General features: G+C 40.6%; 1 protein-coding gene. It reads left to right on the top strand.

What is annotated here, in order from left to right; translation table 11 throughout:
• Positions 1-21,391 (top strand): non-ribosomal peptide synthase/polyketide synthase (locus tag B8967_RS22230; protein WP_143330571.1); only part of this gene is annotated, 21,391 nt, incomplete at both ends.

Genomic DNA, 21,391 nt, shown 5'->3' with positions numbered 1-21,391 from the left:
ATACGTATATGGGCTTACTGGAAGACCAGGAAGATCTGAGCAGTTTAGTAAAAGAGGACCAACGTCATATTGACTTAGGAACTTACCGTCATATCCAGGATCATCAGCATATAAAAATGCAGATTGAGGGTGTTCAGTACCATACATTGAAGAGCTTTACCAAAGAGCATGGCTTTACGGTGAATGCTGTACTTCAATACCTGTGGCATAAGCAGCTGAGTATTTACAGTGGTTTAGGGACGAGTGTTGTAGGGACAACGGTTTCAGGAAGAAGCTTACCGGTTGATGGGATAGAATCTTCAGCGGGATTATACATCAACACGCTGCCATTGATTGTGAGCCATGAAGATGGGCGAGTTGTGGATCAGATCACAGAGATTCAGAATAGGATCAGTGAGCTCAATACGCACAGTGATATTAACCTTGCAGCATTGCACCATGATGGACGCAGGATCTTCAGCAGCTTATTTGTGTATGAGAACTATCCGGTACCTAAGGGAGGTGAGGGTAATGAGTTGGGATTTGTATTCATGGACTCTGTAGAGAAGCTTGATTATCCATTGGGGATAGTAGCCTATGAGCGAGGAGAAGAAGTTTCTCTGACTCTGAATTTTGAAGGCTATCTTTTTGATTATTCTGTGATGGAAAGGCTTATCGAAGGAATGAAAACAATCCTTACCCAGCTCTTGAAAAATCCAAAAATCGAATTGAAAGACCTGTCTTATATTACCGCGGATGAATCTGTAAAAATAATGGAAGAGTGGAATGATACAGACTTTTCCTATCCGAATACAGCTACAGTTCCTGAACTATTCGAGATGCAGGTTGAGAAGACACCTGACAATATAGCGTTACTATATCAGGAGATTAAATTAACCTATCGTGAGCTTAATGAAAGAGTAAACCGTTTGGCAAATTATCTGATCAAGAGATATGACCTTCAGCCGGATGACTTAGTTCCACTATGTTTGGAACGATCTGAGGATATGTTGATTGCTATTTTAGGAGTAATAAAAGCTGGAGCAGCCTATGTTCCAATAGATCCGTCTTCTCCTGTAGACAGAATAAAATACATATTGGAAGATACGGATGCCAGAGTCGTTTTAGCTCAGGAGAATACCATAGACAGGATACAGGATACAGAAAATTTAGAAGTTGTATCCCTAGATGGAGAGGCATTCAAAAAAACGATTAAAAATGTAGACTCCGGAAACCCGATCACAAAACTTACCTCCCGCAACCTTGTCTATGTCATCTACACAAGTGGAACAACGGGCATGCCGAAAGGAGTGATGGTGGAACATAGGAATATAATAAATCTGATTAAGGATGTATATTCCCGCTATCAACTGCGAGAATCAGATGTTATTTTCCAATTTGCTAACTATGTATTTGATCCGTCCATAGAACAGATATTAATGGCTGTTTTAAATGGAAATCCTTTGTTATTTATAAAAGATAAAACTTTTTTAAATGAAGAGGTATTTTTGAAAATACTTAATGATAATAATGCTTCCTATATCAACCTTACCCCTTCAGTATTACAGAATATTGATATTACCAGGGTTAAAAGCCTTACAAGATTGGCGTCTGGAGGAGAGGCTCTGACCAATGATCTGTATGCAAAATTGGTAAACAAGCATTTTACGCTAATCAATTGCTACGGACCTACGGAAACGACAGTTACCTCCATAATTAATATGGATCAAAGTATGAACAGTATCGGCCGTCCTATCGGAAATATGAAGGCTTATATACTTGATAGTCATATGAACCCGGTTCCTGTAGGGGCTTTGGGAGAGCTCTACATTGGGGGAGCAGGTATCACAAGAGGGTATTTGAACCGTCCGGAACTTACCCAGGAACGCTTTATAGCAAACCCTTTCCAGACAGAAGATCAAAAGGATAAAAATACGAATGCCAGACTTTATAAAACAGGAGATCTTGTTCGTTGGCTTCCGGCTGGAAATATAGAATATATTGGTAGAAATGACTTCCAGGTAAAGATAAGAGGATACCGTATTGAATTAGGTGAAATTGAAAACAGACTTCTTCAATATCCGGGAATTCGCCAGGTAGCAGTTCTTGCAAAGGAAAATAATACCGGATTGAAATATATTGTCGGATATTATGTAGCTGATTCTATAATTGATTCACACCTGCTTTCAGAGTTCCTCTCAGAAACCTTACCTGAATATATGGTACCGGTGGCTTTTGTACATCTCGTAACCCTTCCTGTTACTGTTAACGGAAAACTGGACAGAAAACAGCTTCCTGAGCCTGGATTTATCGGAGGGGGTGAATATACCGCTCCTGAGAATGAGCTTCAGCAAAAGCTTTGTCAGATTTATGGGGAAGTCCTGGGGATTAATGCAGAGCGTATCAGTATCCATGATGATTTCTTCCGTCTCGGAGGAAACAGTATTATGTCCATCAAACTGATCAGTAAAATTAAACAAAACCTTGCGTTACAGGTAGATGTAGCCATGGTATTCACTAATAAAACAGTCGCTTCTCTGGAAAAAGTTCTGAGAGAAAATACGACCTATGAACAAGTTATTATCACTCCTGTAGCCATTGATTCTCCGGAAGAGCAGCGATTATCTTTTGCCCAGGAAAGACTTTGGTTCATAGAAACCTATGAAGGAGGAAGTAGTGCGTATAATATTCCAATGACAGCACTTCTGGATCAGAAAACGGATATTCCGGTTCTATGCAAAGCTCTTGAAGCGGTTATCGTGCGCCATGAGATCCTTCGTTCGGTAATCCGAACTACAGAAGACGGAACAGGGTATCAGGTGGTTACGGATCTCATTCCGGAATTCAAAATAACGGAAGTAGAGACAAGAGAAGAATTGGATCAATACATAAACAAATGTGCCAATAGGATCTTCCGCCTGGATGAAGAAATCCCTGTAGAGATCAATATCTTCAAACTCAAGGATCAACACTATATGTCGATGGTAATCCATCATATCGCTTTTGACGGATGGTCTACTGATATATTCCTCAAAGAGATACAAACGATTTATAGATCTCTGATTAATAAAGACAATGCTTCTGAGCTGCCTGCTTTACAATTCCAGTACAAAGATTTTGCCATATGGCAACGTCATTATCTTGCAGGAGAACTTCTTGATCAGCAGATTGGCTACTGGAAAGATCAACTTGATGATTTCCAGAACCTTGATTTGGCTACGGATTTCAAGAGACCTTCCCAAATTTCTTACGAAGGAGAAAACCTGTACTTCAGTCTGAATACAGAGCAAGGCGAAAAATTAAAAAAACTCTCAAAAGAACTTGGGGTCAGTCTGTACAGTGTAATGCTTAGTGGATATTACCTGATGCTTTCAGCGTATTCCGGACAGGATGATATCGTAGTGGGAAGCCCTATTGCGAACCGTCATCATGCCGGTCTTGAAGACATCATCGGGTTCTTTGTCAATACCCTTGCGTTAAGAGAAAAAATTGATGCAGAACAGAACCTTAAAGACTTTATTTTACAGGTATCAAAATCCGTGACAGAGGCGCAGTCTCATCAGGACCTTCCATTTGAGAAGCTGGTAGAAGAATTAGGAGTAGAGCAGGATACTTCCAGACACCCTGTTTTCCAGGTGATGTTCGGACTGCAGAACTTTGGAGGAGATGCTTCTTCTGAAAATAACGGAGATGCTTTATTTTATCCTTTTGATGGGGAAATAGATTATCAGGTTGCAAAATTTGACCTGACTACCATGATTGACGATGGTGGAGAAAATATACATGGAATGTTCAATTACGCTAAAGCGATTTTCTCAAAAGAGACCGTCGGTAATATGATCCATTCCTATGAATTCTTACTGAATCAAATAGCGGAAACAGAAGGACAGAAAGATATCAGGCTTTCAGAACTCAATTTTATTCCACAGGAACAGTATAAAAAAGTAACGGAAGTATGGAACACCACCCATGCGGAGTATCAGGCAGAAATGACGGTACATCAGCTATTTGAAAATCAGGTGTTGAAAACTCCGGATCAGACAGCATTGGTATATCAGGACGTTCAACTTTCTTACAGAGAGCTTAACGAGAGATCAAACCGCCTGGCTAATTATCTGATCGAAACGTACAATCTTCAACCTGATGATATTATTCCTTTATGCTTAGATCGTTCAGAGCATATGCTGATTGCGGTTCTTGCTGTAATGAAAGCGGGAGCTGCTTATGTGCCGATGGATCCTTCGTATCCTGTGGACAGAATAAAACATATCCTTCAGGATACTAATGCTACAATAGTTCTTACAGAAGAAAAATCTGCAGAAAAGATAAGTGGTTTAGAAAATATAGGGCTATTATCTCTGGATAATGTCAGTCTTAAAGCACAGCTTGAAATAGCAGAGTCTAAAACCCCTGTTACTAAAGTGAATTCCGGCAATCTGGCCTACGTCATCTATACCAGTGGAACAACAGGACTTCCTAAAGGAGTAATGATTGAACATTCCGGAGTGATAAACCTTATAGAATCAATGATTAAGGCTCACCGACTTGAAGAATTCCAGGAAGTGGGCTGTTACTCAAATTATGTATTTGATGCTTTTGTGTATGAGGCCTTCCCGGTCTTGTGTAATGGAAATACATTATGGCTTTACAGCAATGATCTTAGAACATCAGTAAGCGGGCTTAATGAGTATATTAAAGAAAATAATATAGAAGTTTCATTTATTCCACCGGTTTTATTGAGAGAAGTGGTAGACAACGGAACCAACCTGAAGCTGATTTTTGCCGGAGGAGAGAGTTTCCCTGCTTTGGATAAAAATATAGAGGATATCATTCTTGTTAATGAGTATGGACCTACCGAAGGAACGGTCTGCGCTACATTACATTACTACAAAGAAGACAACAATCCATTGAATATCGGTGGGCCTATAGCAAATGCTACGGCATATGTTCTTGACAGCCAGCATCGTGCTGTTCCTGTGGGTGCTGTAGGAGAGCTTTATATAGGGGGGGCAGGTATTGCCAGAGGTTACTTAAACCAGCCAGAGCTGACAGAAGAACGCTTCCTTGACAATCCATTCCAAACGCTAGCGCAAAAAGAAAAAGGAGAAAACAGCCGTTTATACAAAACGGGTGACTTAGTACGCTGGTTATCCAATGGCGAACTAGAATATGTGGGTCGAAATGACTTCCAGGTGAAGATCAGGGGGTATAGAATCGAGCTAGGCGAGATTGAAAATATATTGCTTGATTACCCGGGTATCCGTCAGACCGCAGTATTGGCGAAAGAAAACAAAGCAGGATTAAAATACCTGGCAGGATACTATGTATCAGATGCTGAGGTTGATTCCAATGTACTCTCAGAACACCTTTCCGCGAGCTTACCGGAATATATGGTCCCGAGTGCTTTTGTTCATTTAACAGCCTTGCCATTAACGATCAATGGAAAGCTTGACAGAAAACAACTTCCAGAACCAGAGTTTACAGGAAGCAAAAATTATGTTGCTCCTGAAACCGAATTACAGACTAAACTATGTTATATCTATGGCGAAGTATTAGGTCTTGATGCTGAAAGTATCAGTATCCATGATGATTTCTTCAGATTAGGAGGAAACAGTATCATGGCCATAAAACTGATCAGTAAGATCAAGCAGGTGCTGGATATAAGAGTAGAAGTAGCCATGATTTTCAGCCATAAAACAATTGCTTCTCTTTCCCATATTCTGGCAGATGAAAACAACAGAGGAGAGCAGATTACGATTACTCCCGTAGAAGTTAACACTCCGGAAGAACAAAGGTTATCTTTCGCACAGGAAAGGCTTTGGTTTATAGAAAATTACGAAGGAGGAAGCAGTGCTTATAATATCCCGATGATCTTCCGTTTGGATGAAAAAGCAGATATTTCAATACTGTGTAAAGCTCTAGACGCTATTATAATGCGTCATGAAGTACTTCGTTCAGTTATTCGTACTACCGATAACGGAATAGGATGGCAGTCTGTGGTAGATGATATCCCAGCCATGCATCAGCATGAGGTGAAGACAATGGCTGAGCTTGAAGAAAAAGTAAGCAGTATAGCCAATAAAATCTTCCGTTTGGAAGAAGAATTACCGGTAGACATCAATATTTTCAAATTAGAAGAATCTTACTATCTGTCTATTGTTATACACCATATTGCATTTGACGGATGGTCTACAGAAGTATTTTTAAAAGAATTAATCCATATTTACAATGCCATTACAGAAGGCAGACCGCATGAGCTTCCGGGCTTAAAAATTCAATATAAAGACTTTGCTTTATGGCAGCGTAATTATCTTACAGGAGAACGTCTTGATCAGCAGATCAGCTATTGGAAAAACAAATTGAGCGGATTCCAAAACCTTGATTTAGCAGCAGATTTTAAGAGACCATCCCAAATATCTTATGATGGAGAGAATCTGTACTTTAGCCTGGATGCAGAGCAGACCCTAAGGTTGAAAAACCTTTCGAAAGACCTTGGAGTAAGTTTATACAGCATAGTATTGGGTGGATATTACCTGACGCTTTCAGCCTATTCCGGACAGGACGATATCATAGTAGGAAGCCCTATTGCCAACCGACACCATGTAGGACTTGAAGATATGATCGGGTTCTTCGTGAATACTCTTGCATTAAGAGAAAACATTGATCCGGGCCAAAGGGTAAAAGATTTCATTCTACAGGTAGCTCAGTCGGTGACAGAGGCCCAGTCTCATCAGGATCTTCCATTTGAAAAATTAGTGGAAGAGCTGGGAGTAGAACAGGATACCTCCCGTCATCCGGTTTTCCAGGTGATGTTTGGTCTTCAAAGCTTTGGTGAAGATGTTGCTCCATCTGAAAATGAAAAGACGATACTTCATCCTTTTAACGGAAATGTAGACTATCAGGTGGCTAAGTTTGATATTACCACCATGATCAATGATATAGGAGAGACTTTACAGGGTATGTTCAACTATGCTAAAGCTGTTTATTCAAAAGAAACAGTTAAAAATATGATGAATTCTTATCTGTTCATGCTTGATCAGATCGCAGGAATTAATCAGCAGGAAAACCTTACATTATCTGAACTCAACCTTATTCCTCAGGACCAATACACCCAGCTATCGAGGTTATGGTCTACAGAAAGCGATTATGCGAGTGACATAACAATTCAGGCATTATTTGAAGCCCAGGTTGAAAGGACTCCGGATCACATAGCCATAGTATATCAGGATGTAAGGATGTCTTACCGTGAGCTTAATGATCGTTCGAACCGTCTGGCTCATTACCTTATTGAAACTTACGATCTTCAGCCTGATGACCTTGTTCCATTGTGTTTAGAACGTTCAGCGGATATGCTGACGGCTATTCTGGGAGTTTTAAAAGCCGGCGGAGCGTATGTTCCTATGGATCCGTCATATCCTGTAGAGCGAATCCGTCATATTCTGGAAGATACCGGGGCAAAAATAGTGCTGGCTCATAGCATTGCGGCATCAACGGTTCAGGAAGCCTGCAGTGGAATTGCTACCTCAGTACTTGTGCTGAATGATGCAGAACTGGAAAGAACCCTTGCTGAGAGCAGTGTTTCCAATCCTGTTACCGAGGTAGGTCCTGACCACCTTGCCTATGTGATCTATACGAGTGGAACGACAGGAATGCCAAAAGGCGTAATGCAGATTCACCGAAATGTAGCACGTTTGTTTAGCGCTACCGATCACTGGTATCATTTCAATGACCAGGATGTATGGAGTTTATTCCATTCGTATGTGTTTGACTTTAGTGTATGGGAAATCTGGGGCGCCTTTTTCTATGGTGGAAAACTATTGGTACCGTCCTCAGAACAGACCAAAGACACAAATTTATTCTTCAGTTTATGTCTGAAAGAAGGTCTTACGGTGCTCAACCAGACACCAACCGCTTTCTATCAGTTTATCGATACCGCTCTTCAGCGTGCAGAAGATCTAAGCAGCCTTCGCTATGTTATATTCGGAGGCGAAGCCTTAAACCTGGCCTCCTTAAAACCTTGGTATGAACGTTACCGTTCCGCACCAACGCTGATTAACATGTATGGTATTACAGAGACTACGGTCCATGTAACCTACAAGAAACTGAGTGTAGAAGATTTAGACAGAGCATCTCTGATCGGAGAGAATATTCCGGATCAGGGGATGTATATTTTGGATAATCATCTTCGGGCAGTTCCTATCGGAGCTGTAGGAGAACTGTATGTGGGAGGAGCCGGAATTGCCCGAGGCTATTTAAACAGAGCAGAATTAACAGCCGAACGTTTCATTGCGAACCCTTTCCAGACTTTGGAAGAGAAAGCTTCAGGCAAGAACGGGATCCTGTATAAAACGGGAGACCTTGTCCGCTATCTTTCCGATGGGGAATTAGAATACATTGGCAGAAATGACTTCCAGGTCAAGATCCGAGGTTACAGGATAGAATTAGGAGAAATCGAAAACAGACTTCAGGAATATGCTGAAGTAAGACAATCCGTAGTGTTGGCTAAAGAAAACAAAGCGGGGATGAAATACCTTGTAGGATATTATGTATCAGATACTTCTATAGACACCGGTTATCTTACGTCTTTCTTATCGGAAGCCTTACCGGAGTATATGGTTCCTGCTGCGTTTGTCCATTTAACCTCTTTACCATTAACGATTAATGGAAAACTGGACAGGAGACAACTACCTGAGCCTGAGTTTACGGGAGGCCGAGAATACACAGCACCCGAGAATGAGTTGCAGGAAAGACTGTGTCAGATTTACGGAGAAGTTCTGGGTCTGGATGCAGGAACAATCGGAATCAATGATGATTTCTTCAGCCTTGGAGGAAACAGTATCATGGCGATAAAATTGATTAGCGGTATCAAACGTACGTTGAATACTCAGGTGGGAGTTGCTGTAATATTTGGTAATAAAACAGTAGCCTCACTTTCAAACGCATTAGCCAATCAGAATAATGATGAGCAGGTAAGTATTACCCCTGTAAAAGTCAATTCTCCGGAAGAACAGAGGTTATCCTTTGCCCAAGAAAGACTTTGGTTTATAGAAACCTATGAAGGAGGAAGTAGTGCCTATAATATTCCGATGACCGTTCGTCTTAATGAGAAGACAGATATTTCAGCCCTTTGCAAAGCGCTGGAAACGATCGTAATGCGTCATGAAGTTTTACGAAGTATGATCCTTTCTACAGAGGAAGGCAAGGGCTATCAGCTGGTGACAGATCGTGTTCCGGAAATGCATATGCATCATGTAGAAACAAGAACGGAACTTGATGAGGAGATCAACAGAATTTCAAATAAGGTTTTCCGTCTGGATGAAGAACTTCCTATAGAAGTTAATATTTTCAGGTTAGGGGGTAATCATTACCTGTCTGTGGTCATCCATCACATTGCTTTTGATGGTTGGTCTACCGATATATTCTTACAGGAAATACAGACGGCTTACGAAGCTCTTATCAATGGAAAATCACCTCAGCTTCCGGAATTAAAGATTCAATATAAAGACTTTGCTTTATGGCAGAGAAATTATCTGACCGGGGATCGATTGAATAGCCAGCTTGGGTATTGGAAAAGTAAACTTGATGACTTCCAGAATCTTAACTTGCCGGCAGATTTCAAAAGACCGCCTCAGGTATCCTATGAAGGAGAAACTATTAATTTTACGGTAGATCCAAAAGTAGCTCAAAGCCTTAGAAATACATCCAGAAAACTGGGAGTGAGTTTATACAGTGTCATGCTGGGTGGATATTACCTGATGCTTTCTGCCTACTCGGGACAGGATGATATTGTAGTGGGAAGTCCTATTGCCAACCGTCATCATGCAGGACTTGAAGACATTATCGGTTTCTTTGTCAATACCCTTGCATTAAGAGAAAATATTAATCCTGAACAGAACCTGAGAGACTTTATTCTTCAGGTATCAAAGTCGGTAACAGAAGCCCAGTCTCATCAGGATCTTCCATTTGAAAAGTTAGTGGAAGAATTAGGTGTGGAGCAGGATACATCCAGACATCCGGTCTTCCAGGTGATGTTTGGACTTCAGAGTTTTGGTAGAGATACCCATGATGGAGAGGCTTTATTTTCTCCTTTCGAGGGAGAAGTAGATTATCAGGTCGCGAAGTTTGATCTGACGACTATGATTGATGATGGTGAAGAAACAATCCGCGGAATGTTTAATTATGGCAAGACTATTTTCGCAAGAGAAACGGTCAATAATATGATCGGTTCCTATCAGTATATTCTTGAACAGGCTTTTGGTGTTCATGAGCATACACTTGAAAATGTTAAGCTTTGTGACCTTCCTCTTGTACCAGCAGATATTCATAAAAAAATAACTGAGGACTGGAATGCTACAGCATCTGCATATGAGGAAGAAACCATTCATACACTATTTGAAAATCAGGTTTCAAAGACTCCTGATCATATCGCTTTGGTGTATCAGGATGTTCAGTTATCCTATAGAGAATTGAATGAAAGGGCAAATCGTCTTGCGAATTACCTTATTGGAACTTATAATATTCAGCCTGACGATATTATTCCTCTGTGTTTAGAACGCTCTGAGAATATGCTGATTGCAATTCTTGCTGTGCTGAAATCGGGAGCTGCCTATGTACCGATGGATCCGTCTTATCCGGTGGACAGAATAGAACATATCCTTCAGGATACAGGAGCAAGATTGATTCTTGGTCAGGAAAGTACAGCAGAGAAAGTACAAAATCTGGCTGTAGAATCCATTTCCTTAGATGATATTTCCTTTAAAGCACAACTTGAACTCACAGATTCAAATAATCCGGTTACTTCAGTTACACCTGAAAACCTGGCCTATGTCATCTACACCAGTGGAACAACAGGACTTCCAAAAGGAGTAATGGTGGAACATAGAAATGTAGCTAACTTAATACAACAGGAAGCTAAAGAATTTGGGCTGATTTCTGACGGGCTTAAAAACTGTCTTTGGTATGCTAATTACGTGTTTGATGCCCATGTATGGGAGTTGTACCCTGTGATTACTCATGGTCACAGCATCTATATTTTAGACAAAGAAAAACAGACTGATATTGCTGCTTTACAACAGTATATAGAAACCAATCATATCCGTATTGCCACTATACCGCCTGTTCTTTTAACCAAAGATTATATTCTGCCTTTAGAAAAGCTTGTCGTAGCTGGAGATGTAACAAATCCACAATTGATGGCTCTTTATCAGGCTGAAGGAGTAGATATCATTAATGCTTATGGTCCTACGGAAGGAACTGTTTGTGCCACACTGCATCACTATAATGAAGATGGAAACCCATTAAATATCGGAGGCCCTATCGGAAATATGACAAGTTATGTACTGGATAACCATATGCGGGCTGTTCCGGTTGGAGCTGTAGGTGAACTTTATATAGGAGGGGCTGGTATTGCCAGAGGCTATTTAAACAGACCGGATTTAACCGAAGAACGATTCATATTAAATCCGTTCCAGACCGAAGATCAAAAGACGGGAGATCAGAATGAACGCTTATATAAAACAGGCGATTTAGTACGCTGGTTAGCCAATGGCGAGCTTGAATACATCGGAAGAAATGACTTCCAGGTAAAAATCCGGGGCTACAGAATTGAATTAGGGGAGATTGAAAATACATTGCTTCATTACCCTGGAGTCCGTCAGGTAGCTGTTTTGGCCAAAGAAAATAAAGCAGGCTTAAAATACCTGGCAGGCTATTATGTCTCAGATTCAGGGATTGATTCCAATCTCCTTTCTGACCATCTTTCTGCAAGTTTACCGGAATATATGGTACCGGGTGCTTTTGTACATTTAACAGCCTTGCCATTAACAATCAATGGAAAACTGGACAGAAAACAGCTTCCGGAACCTGAGTTCACAGGAGGTAAAGATTATATTGCTCCAAAAACCGATCTTCAGGTTAAATTGTGCCAGATCTATGGTGATGTTTTGGGTCTTGATGCTAAAGGTATCAGTATCGAAGACGATTTCTTCCGTTTAGGAGGAGACAGTATCATCAGTATTCAGCTGGTAGGAAGAATCAGACAGCAACTGGATATAAGACTAAGTGTTAAAGAAGTATTTACGGCCAGAACTGCTGCTGCTTTGTCTTTACTTATCGAAGAGAAAAGTCAAAATGAAGCAATCCATATTTTGGCAGAACAAGGAATATTGGACGGAAAAGTTTCATTACTTCCGATTCAGGAATGGTTCTTCAGTCAGAAAGAATTAGGATATTTGGTAGATTTCAATCACTGGAACCAGGCCTTCCTGATCAATGTACCTCAGCTAAATAAGGAACTTTTGGAGAAAAGCGTCCGCCTGCTCATTGAAAAACATGATGCATTTAGAATCCATTATCCAAAAGAAAATGGAATGTATTCTCAGCAATATGGATTAGAAGCCACTCCGGAAATCAACTATCTTGATACTTCAGGGAAGACAATGGAGGAGCTTTCCCAGCTCTTTACCCAGTGGCATGCCCAGTTTGATATAGAAAAAGGACCGCTGTACCGTATTGCGTATATAACAGGATATGAAGATGGAAGCACCAGAATCTTCTTTGCATTCCATCACCTGATCATCGATACAGTAAGCTGGAGAATCATTACCGATGACTTAAAGAACATATATCAGACTCTTGAAAGAGGAGAAGATTTTAAAGCAGCCCAAAAAGGAAGCAGCTACCGTCAATGGGTGGATGCTGTAAAAGGATATAAAAAAGAAAATCCGGAAGCCAGAGATAAAGAACTTGTTTACTGGAATAAAACGACAGAAATAGTCCATGGAATTAATAAAACATTGGAGGCCATTTCTATACCGGAAAGCAACCATGATATTCTTCTTTTAGATAAAGAAAATACAGAAAAGCTTATCAGAGGTAGTCATCATGTATATCAGACAAGGATTAATGATCTGTTATTATCGGCACTAGCTTCAGCTCTTACAGGGCTTACGGGAGAATCCCGTCATGCGGTTTTACTGGAAAGCCATGGGCGTGAAGATGTCTTCCCTCATTTAGACATTACAGAAACACTGGGATGGTTCACTTCAATGTATCCGTTATTACTGGAAACAGGGAAAAACCTCAATGATACGGTAGTATTGACTAAAGAGGCATTAAGAAGCATTCCGGATAATGGGATTGGTTATGGAAGCCTTGTGGGATATACACAATATGAACTTCCCAAAATAAGCTTCAACTATCTTGGACAGCTTGACCAGGAAGACAGTTCTGCTGAAAAAGCATGGTTTATTGCAGCGGAAGACAGTGGACTTTCTATCGGAACATCCAATAAAGAAAGCTATATCATAGGAATTAATGGTGCTGTTGTAGACGGTCAGCTTCGCTTCAGTGTTTCTGCACATCTTCCTCAGGATCTGGTGAAACAGGTTACTCAGAAGTTTAAAGAGTATATCATTGATATTATAGACGAACTTTCCAAAAATACACGAAGCTTCCTTACCCCTTCAGATATAGAGAACATTGTAGACAAAGAACAGCTTGACGCCATCCAGGAAAATGGAGAAGTGGAAGGAGTATTCTTAGCTAACAGTTTACAGGAAGGGTTTGTATATCATGCTTTAAAACAAGGGGATACAGATGATGCGTACCGGGTACAGCTGATTTGGGATTACCTTTCTGAAATGAATGTTGAAACGCTTAAAAAAGCGTGGTTCTATACTCAACAACAGTTCCCGGCATTGAGGCTCAGATTCAACTGGAGTGGAGAGATTGTTCAGATTATCGACAAGGAAAGCCCACTTGACTGGAGATTTGAGGATTTAAGTGGAATGAAGGAGATCCAACAGGAAGAATTAATCCGCGATCGCACTCATAAAGACCGTTTTGAAGTATATGACCTGTCAAAAGGAGGACTGTTCAGAATATACATGTTTAAGCGTTCAGAAAAACATTATACATGCCTCTTCAGTAATCACCATGCTGTTTTGGATGGATGGAGTATGCCGATCGTGCTCAAAAGCATCCATGATATCTATCTGAATCTTATTAAAAAACAGGATCCGGACTTTGTGCTGGATCATGCCTACATCAATACTCAGAAATATCTTCAGCAACATAAAGACAGCAGCCGAAGTTTCTGGAATAGCTATATGAGTCTGCTTCAGGATCAGGAAGATTTAAGCAGTTTGATGAAGGAATCTCAAAGGCATATTGACCTTGGAACTTACCGTCAGATACAGGATCATCAGTTTGTAAAAATGACGCTGGCAGATGATCAGTACCAACAACTGAAAAAATTCACTACCAAAAATGGATTTACAGTGAATGCTGTTCTGCAATATCTGTGGCATAGCCAGCTTGGTATGCATAGTGGAGTGGAAACAACAGTGGTGGGGACTACAGTCTCCGGACGAAGCCTTCCTGTTGATGATATAGAATCATCTGCCGGGCTGTTTATTAATACGCTTCCACTTATTGTAGAGCATACGGAAGGTAAAGTGGTGGATATTATTTCTGATATCCAGCAGAGAATCAGTGAGCTTAACACACACAGTGATGTCAGCCTTGGGGAGCTTCAACATGATGCACGACGCATGTTTAGCAGTTTATTTGTGTATGAGAACTATCCGGTACCAACAGGAGGAGATGACAGTAATGAATTAGGATTTATTTTCAAAGGTTCTGTAGAAAAACTGGACTATCCGCTGGGAATAATGGCGTATGAACAGGGAGAGAGCGTAACGATGAAAATCAATTACGAAGGCGTTCTTTTTGAGACGCAAACCATGGAGCAGCTGATGGAAGGGATGAAGTCTGTTTTAAGACAGGTATTGGATAACTGGGAGATCACTTCAGACCAGCTTTCATATGTTTCGGAAAATCAGTTGAAAGTTATAGAATCCTGGAACCATACGGTTTCTGCAGAGTCTTCAGATAAAACGATTCATGAACTGTTTGAAAACCAGGTTTCAAAAACTCCTGATCACATTGCATTGGTTTACCAGAATGTTAAGTTATCCTATAGTGAGCTGAACAATAGAGCTAATCGACTGGCCAATTATCTGATCAGGACCTATGATCTTCAGCCAGATGATCTGATCCCATTATGTTTGGAAAGATCGGAACATATGCTTATAGCAATATTAGCCGTATTGAAGGCCGGAGCAGCTTATGTACCAATGGATCCTTCATATCCTGCAGACAGGATAGAGCATATTCTTCATGATACAGGAGCAAAACTGGTTCTTGGAGATGAAGAAACAATGGAAAGGGTTCAGAAGATGGATGTAGATGCCGTTTCCCTGGATCAGGTTGCTTTCCAGGATGAGGTTAATAGAGAATCTTCGGAAGCTCCTGTTACTACAGTCACATCCGATAACCTGGCTTATGTAATTTACACCAGTGGAACAACAGGACTTCCCAAAGGAGTAATGATAGAACACAGAAATGTAGTCAACCTAATAGAACAGGAAGCTGGAGAATTTGGATTGAAATCTGATGGAACGATCTATAAAAACGGTTTGTGGTATGCAAGCTATGTATTCGATGCCCATGTATGGGAGTTGTTTCCTGTAATTACTCATGGGCATAGCATCTATTTGCTGGAAAAAGAAAAAAGAATTGATCTTTCCGAATTACAGGAGTATATAGAAGAAAACAATATCAGTATAGCGACTATTCCGCCAATTCTTTTGACGGATGAGTATATTCTTCCTTTAGAGAAACTTGTAGTGGCCGGAGATGTAACTAACCCTCAGGTAATGGCTCTGTATAAAGAACATGGGGTAGATATCATCAACGCCTATGGTCCAACCGAAGGAACAGTGTGTGCCACATTACACCATTATAACGAAGACGGTAATCCGTTAAATATTGGAAAAGCCATCGGAAATATGACGGCTTACGTATTGGATAAGAATCTTCGTCAGGTTCCTGTAGGGGTAATAGGAGAGCTTTATATCGGGGGAGCAGGGATTGCCAGAGGATATTTAAACAGACCGGAACTTACGGAAGAACGCTTTATGCTGAACCCGTTCCAGACTGCAGAGCAGAAGGAAAGAGGTGAAAACGGACGATTATATAAAACTGGTGATTTAGTACGTTGGTTATCTCATGGAGAATTAGAATATATTGGACGTAATGACTTCCAGGTAAAAATCCGGGGGTACAGAATTGAATTAGGAGAAATTGAAAACAGATTGCTTCAGTATTCTGATATCCGTCAGGCGGCAGTATTGGCAAAAGAAAATAACGATGGGATGAAATATCTGGCAGCCTATTATGTGTCAGATTCATCCATAGATCCAGGTCTGCTTTTTGACTTCCTGTCAGAAGTTCTTCCGGATTATATGTTGCCAAGTGCTTTTGTTCATTTGACTGTTTTACCATTAACAATCAATGGGAAGTTAGACAGAAAGCAGCTTCCGGAACCTGATTTTACAGGGAACAAAAAACAGATTATTCCGGAAAATGAATTACAGGCGAAACTATGTGATATTTATGGTGAGGTACTGAAGATTGATCCGGCTAGTATAAGCATCCATGATGATTTCTTCAGATTAGGAGGAAACAGTATCATGGCTATAAAACTGATCGGAAAAATTAAGCAGGAACTAAAACTTCAGATAGGAGTTACTGAGGTTTTCAATCATAAAACGATTGCTTCTCTTTCAACTGTTTTAGCAGATGAAAATAATACAGGTGAACAAATCATCATTACTCCTGTAAAAGTAGACTCTCCCGAAAAACAAAGATTATCTTTTGCTCAGGAAAGACTTTGGTTTATAGAGTCTTATGAGGGTGGAAGCAGTGCTTATAACATTCCTATCACGACAATGTTGGATAAGAATATACAGCTTGATCTTCTTCAGAAGTCTCTGGAATTGATCATTATGCGCCATGAAGTGCTGCGCTCGATGATCCGGACTACAGAAGACGGAATGGGGTACCAGGTGGTTACTGATCTTATTCCTGAATTTAAAATCACAGCAGTAAAAACGAGAGAAGAATTAGAAGAGAATATAAACAGGTGTGCCAACAAGGTATTCCGTGTAGAGGAAGAACTTCCTGTGGCAGTAAATGTTTTCAGTTTAGAAAACAATCATTATCTGTCTGTTGTCGTTCATCATATTGCTTTTGACGGATGGTCTACAGATGTCTTCCTGAAAGAACTTGCAACAATGTACTATAAGCTTTCCGGCAGAGAAATCGCAGAGCTTCCTCCGTTAAAGGTTCAGTACAAAGACTTTGCTTTATGGCAGCGTAATTATCTTGCAGGAGAACGTCTTGATAAGCAGATTGACTATTGGAAAAATAAGCTTGATGATTTCCATAATTTAGATTTACCTACGGATTTCAGACGACCGTCTCAAATTTCTTACGAAGGGGAAAATCTATACTTCAGTCTGGATGCAGAACGAGGAGAAAAATTAAGAAACCTTTCAAAAGAATTGGGAGTAAGTCTGTACAGCTTGATGCTGGGAGGCTATTATCTGATGCTTTCTGCCTATTCAGGACAGGATGATATCGTAGTAGGAAGCCCTATTGCGAACCGTCATCATGCTGGGCTTGAAGACATCATTGGTTTCTTTGTCAATACATTAGCACTAAGAGAAAGTATTGATCCTGAGCAAACCCTTAAAGACTTCATTCTTCAGGTTTCAAAATCAATCACAGAAGCGCAGTCTCATCAGGATCTTCCATTTGAGAAGTTAGTGGAAGAATTAGGAGTAGAGCAGGATACCTCCAGACACCCGATTTTCCAGGTGATGTTTGGCCTTCAAAGTTTTGGAGGAGGAGATGCTAAAGTAAATGATGAAGACATTTTATTCTATCCTTTTGATGGAGAAGTAGACTATCAGGCGGCAAAATTTGATCTGACGACAATGGTTGATGACCATGGAGGAGATCTCCGTATCATGTTCAATTATGCAAAATCTCTGTTTAAAAAAGATACAATTGTCCGTATGGCCGGATCTTACCAGCTTCTTTTGGATCAATTGATTCAGGTTGATATTCATGATACAAGAGTTTGCAGCCTTTCTCTGCTGAAGGAAGAAGAATATAAAATGACCGTGGAAAGCTGGAATGATACGCGGGAAGAATATGCAAAAGACCTGACAGTTCATCAGTTATTTGAAAATCAGGTGTTGAAAACTCCGGATCAAACCGCAGTAGTATATCAGGATGTCAGACTTTCTTACAGAGAGTTGAATGACCGATCGAACCGTTTGGCCCATTATCTTCTTGAAATATACAAACTTCAACCTGACGATATTATTCCTTTATGCTTAGATCGTTCAGAGTATATGCTGATTGCAATTCTTGCTGTAATGAAAACAGGAGCAGCTTATGTTCCAATGGATCCGTCTTATCCTGCAGACAGAATAAAACACATCCTTCAGGATACCGATGCAAAACTTGTTTTAGGGCAGGAAAGCACAACAGAAAAGTTGGAAGACCTGGGGGTAGATTGTATCGCTTTAGATGAGGTAAACATTAAAGCACAGCTTGAACTCACAGAGTCAAATAATCCTGTTACCCAGGTAAATTCTGATAATCTGGCCTACGTCATCTACACCAGTGGTACAACAGGGCTCCCTAAAGGAGTAATGATTGAACATTCTGGAGTGATAAATCTTATAAAATCAATGATTAAGGCTCACCGACTTGAAGAATTCCAGGAAGTAGGATGTTACTCAAATTATGTATTCGATGCCTTTGTCTATGAAGCTCTCACGGTATTGTGTAATGGAAACACTTTATGGGTTTACAGCAATGACCTTAGAACATCTGTAGGAGAACTTAACGAATATATTAGAGAAAATAATATAGAGGTATCGTTTATTCCTCCAGTTTTATTGAGAGAAGTTGTAAACAATGGAACCCATCTGAAATTGATTTTTGCAGGAGGAGAAAGTTTCCCTGCTTTGGATAAAAATATAGAGAATATCATTCTTGTGAATGAGTATGGACCTACGGAGGGGACGGTTTGTGCAACGCTGCATTATTACAAGGAAGATGGTAATCCGTTGAATATCGGAGGTCCGATTGGGAATATGACGACTTATGTGCTGGATAACCATATGCGGGCAGTTCCGGTTGGAGCTGTAGGTGAGTTTTATATAGGAGGAGCCGGAATTGCACGAGGTTACTTAAACCGTCCGGATTTAACTGAGGAACGTTTCCTTGAAAACCCATTCCAGACGTTATCCCAAAAAGGAAGAGGAGAAAACAGCCGTTTATACAAAACGGGAGACTTAGTACGCTGGCTGGTTAATGGCGAGCTGGAATATGTAGGTCGAAATGACTTCCAGGTAAAAATCCGAGGGTATAGAATTGAATTAGGGGAGATTGAAAATACCCTGCTTCATTACCCTGGTATCCGTCAGACCGCAGTATTAGCTAAAGAAAACAAAGCGGGGATGAAATACCTTGCAGGCTATTATGTATCCGATGTTGAGGTTGATTCCAACCTTCTTTCTGAACATCTTTCAGAGAGCTTACCGGAATATATGGTACCGGGTGCTTTTGTACATTTAACAGCCTTGCCATTAACGATCAATGGAAAGCTTGACAGAAGACAACTTCCTGAACCTGAGTTTACGGGTAGCAAAGATTATATTGCTCCCCAAACTGATCTTCAGGCTAAACTATGCCAGATCTATGGTGATGTTTTGGGTCTTGATGCTACAGGGATCAGTATCGAAGATGATTTCTTCCGCTTAGGAGGAGACAGTATTATCAGTATCCAGCTGGTAGGAAGAATCAGACAACAATTAGAAGTAAGGCTAAGTGTAAAAGAAGTCTTTACGGCCCGCAGCGTATCATCATTGTCGTTACTCATAGAAGAAAAGAAACAGACAGAAGGAGACCATATCCTTTCCGAGCAAGGTATATTAGAAGGGGGAGTTTCCTTACTTCCTGTTCAGGATTGGTTCTTCAGTCAGAAAGAACAGGGTTATCTTGGGGATTTCAATCACTGGAATCAGGCCTTTTTGATCAATGTGCCAGAGCTTGATAAAGAGTTACTGGCAACCTCCATCCACCATTTAGTGGAAAGGCATGATGCGTTCAGACTTTATTATCCAAAAGCTGATGGTGTTTATACCCAGGTATATGGCAGTGTGGAAGCCGTACCGGGTATCCATTATCTGGATGCTTCCGGATTAAATCCAGAAGAGCTTTCTCATGTATTTACAGAGTGGCAGTCCGGCTTTGATATTGAAAACGGACCATTGTGTCAGATCGGTTATATCAGTGGTTATACAGATGGAAGCGCAAGGATTTACTTTGCCCTTCACCATTTGATCATTGATGCCGTAAGCTGGAGGATTATTACTGAAGACTTAAAGAATATTTACCAGTCTCTTGAAAAAGGAGATACAGAATATATTACAGCTCATGTAAAAGGAACGAGCTACAGACAATGGGTGGAAGCTGTACGAAGCTATAAAACAGAAAATCCGGAATCCCGGGCTCAGGAACTATTGTACTGGAATGCTACAGCGGAAACCGTAGAATCTAACAATACTATGCTAAGTCGCTTCATAGGCAAAGATTACCACCATGGTCATCTTATCCTGAGCAAAGAAATGACTGAATTACTTATCAGAAAGACGCATCATGCATACCATACCCAGATCAATGATCTTCTTCTCTCAGCGTTATCCCTTTCGCTTTCAGGATTAACCGGAGAGGAAAGCCATTCCGTATTGCTGGAGAGCCATGGTCGTGAAGAAGTTTTTGGGAATTTGGATATTACCGAAACTGTGGGTTGGTTTACCACGATGTATCCATTACTGTTGAAGAAAGGAAAAGGACTTTCTGATACAGTAGTATTGACCAAAGAATCGCTGAGACGTATTCCAAACAATGGAATAGGGTATGGCAGTTTGATTGGGTATACGGAGAGAAGCTTACCTAAGATCAGCTTCAATTATCTTGGCCAGTTAGATCAGGAAGATGTCTCTGGAGAGAAGACCTGGTTTATCGCGGCTGAAGACAGCGGATTAGGTGTAGGAAGCAATAACCGTGACAGTCATTACATCAGCATCAATGGAGCTGTTGTGGATGGACAATTACGTTTTGGTGTTACCGGTTACCTGAGTGAAGAAGAGATTACCTTACTGTCTGAGGGCTTTAAGAGTCATCTGGAATCTATCATTACCCTGCTTTCAACAGAACAGAGCAGTTACCTTACTCCATCGGATATAGACTATATTGTAGAACAGGAACAGCTATTTGGTATTCAGGAGAAAGGGGAAATTGAAGGGGTTTATTTGGCGAATAGCTTACAGGAAGGCTTTGTGTACCATGCGTTGAACCAGGGAGATAAGGATGATGCCTACAGGGTACAATTGATCTGGGACTACCATAGTAAAATTAATGAAGAGAAGTTAAAAGATTCCTGGAAACGTACCCAGGCCGCTTATCCGTCGTTGAGACTTCGTTT

Origin of the sequence: Chryseobacterium sp. YR221 (assembly GCF_900176315.1) — a bacterium.
GTDB classification, from domain to species: domain Bacteria; phylum Bacteroidota; class Bacteroidia; order Flavobacteriales; family Weeksellaceae; genus Chryseobacterium; species Chryseobacterium rhizosphaerae.
Note: the sequence above shows the minus strand (reverse complement) of the source record. Positions and strands in the feature narration are given on the sequence as shown.